Consider the following 9,084-nt stretch of genomic DNA (forward strand, 5'->3'; position numbering starts at 1 on the left):
AGTCCTCAATGATCAGGAGGTAAGGGAAACGGGGAAGAGGGTAGTGGACCAGTTCCTGAAGATGGCACCACGACTGGCTCAAAGGCAGTAAATCGTTCATGAATTTCATTGATACTGCGCTCCATAATCAAAACTGTGCGAGGAGAGCGAAGGCGCTGAACAACGAACGAACCGCAGGTGATAGCGAGGTAGAGCAAAAACAAGTAGGGAAACAGGTTGTAGGGGGCTTCAGGAACAGGGAACAGATTGCTTCCCGGAATTCCTACACTGCCCAACACAGGTAAACTCATGAAGCCAACGCCCACCACCGAAAACACCACATCGCGTGAACGAAGTTTGTTGATCTGCATCAAATAGACGGGAGCTGCAACGGAAATCAAAATATAAACCGTTAAGAAGCCATAGCTGGCGATCGCCCCCAGATATCCCATCATTGCGAATAAGGGAATGTGAAAGAGTGACAGCCCCGCAGGCACCAAAAACATCAGCAGCGAACACAGTGAGATTGCCACATGGGGAGTGCGATTGAAACTATGTGCCTCACCCAACATTGAGGGAAACAGCCCATGACGCGCCATTGTGAAAAACACTCGTGCCGCTGGATTGATGCTGCCTAACACACAGGCAAAAAAGCTAAACAGGGCACTAAATGCCACTAGATCTCCCAAAAACCCTACACCCACTTGATGGGCAAGAAAACCGAGAGGTTCTTCTGTGGTAGTGATTGACGTGCCTGTGCTGCTAAATCCTAAGATTTCAATGTAGGCAGTCACAATAAAGAATAGCCCTGCCATAATTGCGCTGCCTATCACAGCTCTGGGAATGCTCCGCAGCGGATTTTTTGCTTCATCACCTAGGGAAGTGGCGCTTTCAAATCCAGAAAAGGCAAACAGGACTAGCACTAACCCCATCGTCACTCCGCCCGGTGTCGCGTCATGTAAGGTTAACTGCGACCAATCCAGGGCAAAACCCGTGTGTGTCCAAATAATCAACGCCAAAACCAAAATCAAAACGATAGACGCGCCTTCCATCCACAGCATCGCCATTGCTGAAAGCTGGATGTCCTTGTAAGCGGCATACCAGGCGATCGCCGCTCCCAAAGTTAGCCAGGTGATTGCAGAAAAATGAATTCCTACATGCCCTAGCAGCATGTCGCTAAAGTTAGCAAAGCCGCACAGCACCGACATTCCAGTAAACAAATAAGCTAGTACCAGACTCCAGCCACATACTACGCCTGCGGTTGGACTCAGCCCCTTGGCAATGTAGGAATAGAGCGAACCCGGTGATGCAGAACGGCTGGCAAACTGATTGATATTGATGCTGACAAACAGTAATCCAACCATGCCAATGAGGAGGCTAAGCCAGGTTCCGCTTCCTGCCAAGGCAACAATCAACCCAAGGTTGGATGCCGGAATCGTAGTTGGAGCAATTACAGCAAAGGATTGTGCCAGCACCTCTCCAAATGGCAGACAGTCAGGCTTTAAGCCGTGTGTGCTGCGAGTAGGTTTTGAGTTTGATTGATTTACCATCAGGCAAGTTCCAGTAGTTTGATGTAAAAACAAAGCGCGATCGCTTCTGCATAAACTGATTGGTTTGCCTCAGCAAGGATCCGTTGCGAAGAGCATGAGTTCCAATGTAGAGATAAGCAGGAATAGGATCAAATACTCTTTCTTTTTGAATTGATAAAAGTAATTTATGAACGCTTAAAGCTCTTGCCTGGAGAAGGTTTGACAATAGCTCAAACAGCGTGAAGTTAATTTTCCATAGCAGTGTTCAATTCTCCGATTTTCATATAGGAAAATAGGTTTATCCTTATTTTTTAGTGAAAAAGTGAAAAGCCTAGTTCGCTATTTCTATTGAGAAATAGTGGTGATCGTCTTCTTTTTTGCACTACAAATTCAGATCAAAGGTAGCTTAGAAACCTTTTTCAAACATTAAAATAATTCAGAATTTTGCTGTTGGTATTAAGGCATCCATTTTTTGAGAAAGCTTTGAAGCTACTAGGATTGCGTTGTAGGAAAGGTTATGGCATTATTTAAAGTACTAAATTTCGATTGATTTACCGGATTTAATGCTTAGAAAGTAAGGCACGTACAGATTGATGACGTTTGAGCAATTGCGAATTTTTCTGGCTGTCGCAGAACATTTACACTTTACTCGTGCTGCGGAAGAACTCTACATTACTCAGCCTGCCGTCAGTGCCGCTATCAGTACTTTGGAAAAAGAGTATGGAATACGCCTGTTTCACCGCGTTGGGCGACACATCGAAATTACCGAAGCCGGAAAACTGCTAGAAGCAGAAGCGCAAAAGATTCTCGACCAGGTAGTTTTAACTGAACGTGGACTGCGAGAGCTCAACAGCTTGCAGCGAGGGGAGTTGCGGCTGGGATCAAGTCTCACCGTAGGGAACTACTGGTTGCCAAAACGAATTACTCAATTCAAGCAAGAATATCCAGGGATTGTGGTCAATTGTACCCTGGCCAACGCCGAGGAAATTTGTGAAGGAACCGCATCAGGACTGTTTGATTTGGGGCTAGTGAATGGAGAGGTCAAACCCACGTTGCGGAATTTGCTGGAGCAGGAGGAAGTCGGGCTCGATCGCCTCCAAATTGTGGTCGGGAAAACTCATCCCTGGTACAGCCGCAGCAAAATTGAGGTAGAGGAATTACTTTCCACGCAGTGGGTGATGCGAGAGTCGGGTTCTGGCGTTCAGCAAGTGTTTGAGCAAACCCTGGAGCGATTGGGTATTAAGCCGTTCCAACTCAATGTAGTATTAGTTTTAACCAGCAGTGAAATGGTGAGATCTGTTGTTGAAGGGGGAATTGGTGCCGCCGCAATCTCAGCCCTAATGGTGCAGAAAGAATTGCAGTTAGGAACACTACGGGCGATCGCTGTGACTCAACAAGAGGGAAGCCTGACCACTTTAGACATTGTTCAGCCCGTGTGGAAGCTCAAACATCGAGAACGCTTTCAAAGCCGAGCGGCAGTCGCTTTTGAGCAAATGTTAATGAACCAAACTGCTCAAGAGGACGCAGCGGCGGAGGACGCAGCGGTAGAAGGCTCGGCAGTAGGTGATCCAACACTAGATGATCCAGCTGTTGGTAATCCGGCACTTTGTTGAATTAATCGATTCAAATCCAAAAGTTTTGGTCCTTCACTGCCAACAATGAGAGGTAAGGTGCCATTCCATTTGGCGATCGCCTGTCTTTGCAGCATCTCTGGCGTTAAATTTTCCCGCAACAAGCGCTGTGCTTCTGCTTCTCCTTTTGCCAAATTAAGCTGTGCTTCTGCTTCCTGTTTGGCTTTCAGGGCAACAAATTCTGCCCGCTTGGCTTCTTGTTCAGCAATTTGTTTTGCCTCGACCGCATCTCTAAAGCGATTTGAGAAACGCACATGTACCAAAGAAATGTCATCTACCGCAATGTGATAAGCCGCTAACCGTTCTGTCAATAAATCATCAACCTCTGCTTTTACCTCATTTCGTCGAGTCACAATTTCCTCAGCAGTATATTTCGCCATCACCGCTTTAAGGACTTCTTCAACTGCAGGATTGATAATCCGTTCGACGATAGCAAGTCTGTCTCCAATTTCCTGAAAAATCACGTTTGCTTCTGTTGGAACAATATGCCAATTCAACGCTACATCGGTGTAAACTTCCTGCAAATCCTTAGAAGAGGCTTCGGCTGAAATCTCCTGATTTTGCACGCGAACACTCAACTTCTGCACCATATTTACAATAGGAATAATCGTGTGCAGCCCTTCATCTAACACTTGCGGCTGAACCTGCCCAAACCGCATTAAAACTCCTCGTTCTCCCGCGTTCACAATCACAAAAAAACTGGAGAGCAGGACTAAAATGATCAATGTAGCAAATACTTTACTCGCAACGCTAAGATCTCGTTTTGAGGAGCGATTGAGCTGAGACGTATTCACCTTATTGAGTGTCTTTAAATCCATCTTTACCCCTTGCCAATCTATAACACTGCTTGACGCAGCATCGGGAACACTTTGGACACTTTGTTTAACACGTAATCTCCATAGGTTCCACGAAATTCATGAACGCTGGCTTGATCCCAACGTTCATATTTATTGTCGTTTTGATGAAGTGAAAGATGTTGGATTGGTTTAACTTCGGCGTTAAAGTTTGGATCAAAAAAGAAAGGAAAGGAGAGGCGATCGCGCCCTGATTGATTCAATACTCGATGTGGTGTAGAGCGATATAGACCACCCGTCATACGATCGAGCATATCGCCAATATTACAAATAAAGGTGTTAGGGAGAGGGGGGGCATCGATCCACTGACCGTTGGATTTGATTTGCAATCCACCACAGCTATCCTGTTTGAGAATCGTCAGAATGCCGTAATCGGTGTGTTCACCAACACCCCAAAGGGAGTGCTTATCAATAGTTGAAGAGTTGAACGGATAGTTAAAAATGCGAAATAGAATCAGCGGGTCATAAGTGTAGCGATCGCTAAAATAAGTTTCTTCTAACCCCAGACTGAGAGCAATTCCTGTCATCAAGATATGTCCCAGTTGGGTCATAGCATTCATATAGCCCAGCACCATCTGACGCAGCAGCGGAATCGTATCCGGGAATAAATTTGCGCCATGCATGGGAATGCCTGACCTCACCAATGGATGAGTCTCATCTAGCTCAGCCCCAAAATAAATCCCTTCTTTCTGGTCGGGTTTGCCAGAGGTTAGTTCATCTCCAACCGGGAAATAGCCTCGCCACGCTCGACCACCCAACTCCATACGAATTCGCATCTTGGTGTCGAGATCTTGAGCAAAAAATTGGTGACTGAGTTCCTCTAAGTCGTGTTGCAACTGCTCTTCTACCCCATGCCCCGTGATGTAAAAGAAGCCCCAGTTCTGACAAGCTTGCCGGATTTGCTCAGCAACTAAGGTGCGATCGCCAATTCCAGTGACGAGGGGTTGGATGTTAACGACTGGAATCAGAGACACGGACTACCTACCTCTTTAAGTTTTATTAGCCACGTTGATGGTATTGGGAAAAATACGATACATCAATCAGATTGCCGTAGATTTAATTTTACAACACCTAGCCTGCTTGCGCTTTCTGGCTAGGTGTGCGAGCATTTCAAAATAAATACGGTATCTCGATTAACTTACCGTATTTTAGGATTGGGTTTGAACAAAGCCTTTCAACTCTGACACTGTTAGTAGTTGTTGGTAGCTACGGTGGGGTCGAAGTTTGAATGCGGGCAGTAAGAAAAATTGTTCTAGTAATCTCAAGGAATTTCAATGTCAAATCCCAGTGATGTTAGTGTTTTGGAACCTTCTACAGAGCTGAATGATGCATCCGCATCCTGGTTGGCATTGCCTGATGAAGCCAAACTACCGGATGAAATCAAAACTCTGTTTCAGCAACAGCGCGATGCCTATGGGTTTGTTCATCCCTATTTCTATGGATATGCGCTCAATCCTGAGCATTTCTTGCAGTGGTGGCACTACTACGATGCAATTCAACACCGTGCTGGAGGGTTATCTCATCGGGAGCGGGAGTTAATTGCAGTGGTAGTTTCTGCGACCAATCGGTGTGAATCTTGCGTGTTGACTCACCAGGCTCAGTTGCTATCAGTGACGGGCGATCGCGCACTCACCAATGCTGTTGCCAGTGAGTATCGCACAGCCCACTTAACCAATCGCGAACATGCCATTCTAGACTTTGCTGTAAAACTCACTCGGTTGGACAGTGACTTATCACCCGATGACCTGGAACTGTTACGCGATGAAGGATTATCCGATGAGGAAATCCTAGAAGTGGGTGAAGTTGCTGGACAATTCAGCCTTTCCAATCGTTTATCTAAAGCATTTGGTTGGAAGGTAAAACCGGGTCAGCTCAAAATTTTAAATTAGTTTCCGTCTCCTATTTCTCCTAAGTTACAGGCGCAGCAGTGCGTCTGTTTTCTATTCTTCACCTTTTCTGTACCGCCTAGTTATAGAAACTCCTGTCCAAGCAAACTCTATTAAATTAGCTCCTGCTCCTGTGTAACTCCTGCAACTTTCACAACAGCAATCAAAGTACGATTGCTGGAGTTTGAGCGGTAGGGTATTTAAGTAGAGGAAAGTACACTTACAGTTGTAGAGAGGATTGGGAAAAGCTATGGAATACAGGCAGCTAGGGGATCTCAAAGTATCTGAGATTTGTCTGGGGACGATGACCTACGGACAGCAGAACACTGTTGAACAGGCTCATCAACAGTTGGATTATGCGATCGCCCAGGGTGTCAACTTTATTGACACAGCGGAGATGTATCCCATACCACCCCGAGCTGAAACCTATGGCGCAACTGAAACTTACATCGGTGAATGGTTAAAGAAACAGAGACGCGATCGCCTGATTATTGCCACTAAAATTGCGGGTCCAGGTCGAGGCATGAAATGGATCCGCAACGGGACAAAGGCGATCGAGCGGGAGAACCTCAAACAAGCGGTTGATGAAAGTTTGAAACGGTTGCAGACTGACTACATTGACCTGTATCAGATTCACTGGCCCGATCGCTATGTTCCACTGTTTGGGCAATCTGTGTACGATCCTACTCAGGAAAGGGAAACGGTAGCCATTGCCGAGCAGCTATCTGTATTTGCAGATTTGATTCAAGCAGGCAAGATTCGCCATGTCGGTTTGAGTAATGAAACGCCCTGGGGAGTTTCTCAGTTCAGTCATGCTGCAAAGCAATTAGGATTGCCCAAAGTGGTGTCAATTCAAAATGCTTACAATTTGCTCAATCGTGTGTTTGATTGGGCGTTAGCAGAAACCTGTCACTATGAAAATGTAGGACTGTTGGCTTACAGTCCGCTGGCGTTTGGGATGCTGTCTGGGAAGTACCTTTCTGAACAGCCTGAGAAAGCCAGAATTACGCTGTTTAAGGGGTTTGGGCAGCGTTATCTCAAAATTAATGTAAATGAAGCTGTAGCTGCTTACGCTGACATTGCTCGGCGTCATAATTTAACTCTTGCAAAGCTGGCAATCGCCTTTGTACGAAGCCGCTGGTTTGTCACCAGTACCATTATTGGCGCAACTACCTTGGAACAGTTGCAGGAAAATTTAGACAGCCTGGAAGTGGATTTGAGTGATGAGACATTAGCAGAAATTGAAGCATTACATCACCGCTATCCCAATCCAGCACCATAAGACTTGATTTTTGATGGTGCTTGTGAAATCATGATGGACTAATACGGTAAATCCATCAATTTACTGTAGATTGTTGTTGAACCACAGATTCAGTCCATTGCACGGAACAACGTTGGAAGTATGTCACTAGCAGTCGAGCAAACTGTAAATTCTCAAAATTCTCAAGCAGTGGACTACCGAGCGATCGCCACATCACTAGCTCAAGAGTTTGCTGTAACTGCTGTTGAGCGGGATGCAAAGGGAGGTACGCCCCAAGCTGAACGCGATAAGCTGCGGCAGAGCGGTTTGCTGAAGCTGGTGATTCCTCAGGAATATGGCGGAATTGGCGATCGCTGGACAACAGTTCTTCAGATCACGCGAGACTTTGCTAAAGTAGATAGCTCCATTGCTCATATATTTTCCTATCACCATCTAGGGGTGGTTGCTCCACATATCTTTGGGACGGCAGAACAAAAAGAGCGATATTACAAACTTACGGCAGAAAATAACTGGTTCTGGTGTAATGGGTTTAATCCGCTTGACCGGCGCGTCTCACTTGCCTCAGAGGCAGATCACTTTCGGTTAAATGGCATCAAGAGTTTTTGTTCGGGTTCCGTTGATTCTGACCTGATTCCGGTGAGTGCTGTGCTGCCCGGAGTGGAAGGGTTTGCGATCGCCATTGTTCCCACTGCTCGTGAGGGAGTGACGGTAAATAGGGACTGGGACAACATGGGTCAGCGGCAAACCGATAGTGGCAGTATCACCTTTGACAATGTACTCGTTCAACCAGAAGAGATCTTACGCCCTGATTTAAGTAGCGGTGTGTTTAAAACCATTCGCTCTTGCTTGACGCAAATCACTTTTGCCAACATTTATCTCGGCATTGCACTAGGGGCTTTGGAAGCGGCTCAAGAATATACCCGGACCCAGAGCAGAGCATGGCTGACTTCTGGGGTTGAGCAGGCGACACAAGATCCTTACACGTTACATCACTACGGTGAGATGTGGGTAAATTTGCAGGGGGCGATCGCTCTCACTGACCAGGCAAATCAACAGGTTCAAGCAACTTGGGAACGGGGTGATCAGCTGACGGCAGAAGAGAGGGGGAAATGTGCGGTGGCGATCGCCTCTGCCAAAATTCTTGCGACCAAAGTTGGGCTGGATGTAACAAGCCGCATCTTTGAGGTGATGGGCACCCGCTCAACAGCCTCCAAATATGGGTTCGATCGCTACTGGCGCAACCTTCGCACGTTTACTTTACACGATCCGGTAGATTACAAAATTCGGGCGATGGGTGACTGGGCACTTAACCAACAGCTTCCTAGTCCTGACTATTACTCATGAGCGCAAGAATTGACGCGATCGCAAAATCTTACCTTAGCCCATGTGATTCGGCGATTGGATGGAGAACTTATACCAATTCTTCAAAGTAAGGCTACAGATGGTATAAAGCTTTTGATGGGTTCAAAGACGAAGGATGGCAGGGGTATACAAGCTAGAGATTGGTGAGAGTGAGGAAGACCTCAAAGGGTTACTGAGAGAACAGAAAACTGCATCAGGCAAAGAACGGATACAACTGCTGTATCTGCTCAAAAGCAAGCAAGCTGCAACGGTACAGCAAGCAGCGCAATTGCTTGGGCGCAACCGAGTCAGTGTTCAGAAGTGGTTACGGCGCTATCGAGCAGGAGGACTCAGCGAGATGCTGGAGAAAAAGGAACCCTGCGGTCGCCCCCGTGCGATTCCAGCTTGGGCAGAAGCGAGTCTGAAAAAGCGGTTGCAAGAGCCTGAGGGGTTTGATGGCTACGGAGCAATTTGTGATTGGTTCGAGACGCAGTTGGGGGTTGAGGCGAAGTACAAAACGGTGCATAAACTGGTGTACTACCGCCTCCAGGCATCTCCTAAAGTTCCTCGTCCGGTGAGTGTAGAACAGTCGTGTGAGCGGAT

Annotated in this window: 8 protein-coding genes; 5 read left to right on the plus strand and 3 right to left on the minus strand. The window is 46.7% G+C overall.

Going from position 1 to position 9,084, the window contains the following annotated elements; translation table 11 throughout:
* Window positions 1–5 precede the first annotated feature (5 nt).
* A complete protein-coding gene (locus H6G00_RS15575) occupies window positions 6–1,529 on the minus strand; it encodes an APC family permease (RefSeq protein ID WP_190797438.1) in 1,524 nt (507 codons plus the stop codon).
* Window positions 1,530–2,101: 572 nt separating this feature from the next.
* On the opposite strand from H6G00_RS15575, the gene H6G00_RS15580 reads away from it, so the two are divergent.
* Window positions 2,102–3,121, plus strand: coding sequence for a LysR substrate-binding domain-containing protein (locus tag H6G00_RS15580; RefSeq protein ID WP_190797439.1), 1,020 nt, complete (start codon window positions 2,102–2,104; stop codon window positions 3,119–3,121).
* Here H6G00_RS15580 and H6G00_RS15585 read toward each other — a convergent pair.
* Together H6G00_RS15585 and H6G00_RS15590 are read right to left on the minus strand one after the other, a co-directional pair.
* On the minus strand, window positions 3,022–3,957 hold the full coding sequence (locus tag H6G00_RS15585) for a prohibitin family protein (protein WP_190797440.1): 936 nt from the start codon (window positions 3,955–3,957) through the stop codon (window positions 3,022–3,024). The two genes, H6G00_RS15580 and H6G00_RS15585, sit on opposite strands and share 100 nt — an antisense overlap.
* A 17-nt stretch (window positions 3,958–3,974) precedes the next feature.
* On the minus strand, window positions 3,975–4,967 hold the full coding sequence (locus tag H6G00_RS15590; protein WP_190797441.1) for an isopenicillin N synthase family oxygenase: 993 nt from the start codon (window positions 4,965–4,967) through the stop codon (window positions 3,975–3,977).
* A gap of 300 nt (window positions 4,968–5,267) precedes the next feature.
* Here H6G00_RS15590 and H6G00_RS15595 point away from each other — a divergent pair, with 300 nt between their 5' ends.
* From H6G00_RS15595 to H6G00_RS15610, 4 genes are all read left to right on the plus strand, one after another.
* On the plus strand, window positions 5,268–5,882 hold the full coding sequence (locus H6G00_RS15595; RefSeq protein ID WP_190797442.1) for a peroxidase-related enzyme: 615 nt from the start codon (window positions 5,268–5,270) through the stop codon (window positions 5,880–5,882).
* 247 nt (window positions 5,883–6,129) lie between these two features.
* On the plus strand, window positions 6,130–7,161 hold the full coding sequence (locus H6G00_RS15600) for an NADP(H)-dependent aldo-keto reductase (RefSeq protein ID WP_190797443.1): 1,032 nt from the start codon (window positions 6,130–6,132) through the stop codon (window positions 7,159–7,161).
* 120 nt (window positions 7,162–7,281) lie between these two features.
* Entirely contained in the window at window positions 7,282–8,484 is a 1,203-nt protein-coding gene (locus H6G00_RS15605) for an acyl-CoA dehydrogenase family protein (RefSeq protein WP_190797444.1), read from the plus strand.
* A 133-nt stretch (window positions 8,485–8,617) separates the two neighbouring features.
* A partial coding sequence (locus H6G00_RS15610) for a helix-turn-helix domain-containing protein (protein ID WP_190797445.1) occupies window positions 8,618–9,084 on the plus strand: 467 nt, incomplete at its 3' end.

The sequence above is a fragment of the Leptolyngbya sp. FACHB-541 genome, assembly GCF_014695875.1.
Lineage (GTDB): Bacteria > Cyanobacteriota > Cyanobacteriia > Elainellales > Elainellaceae > JAAUTN01.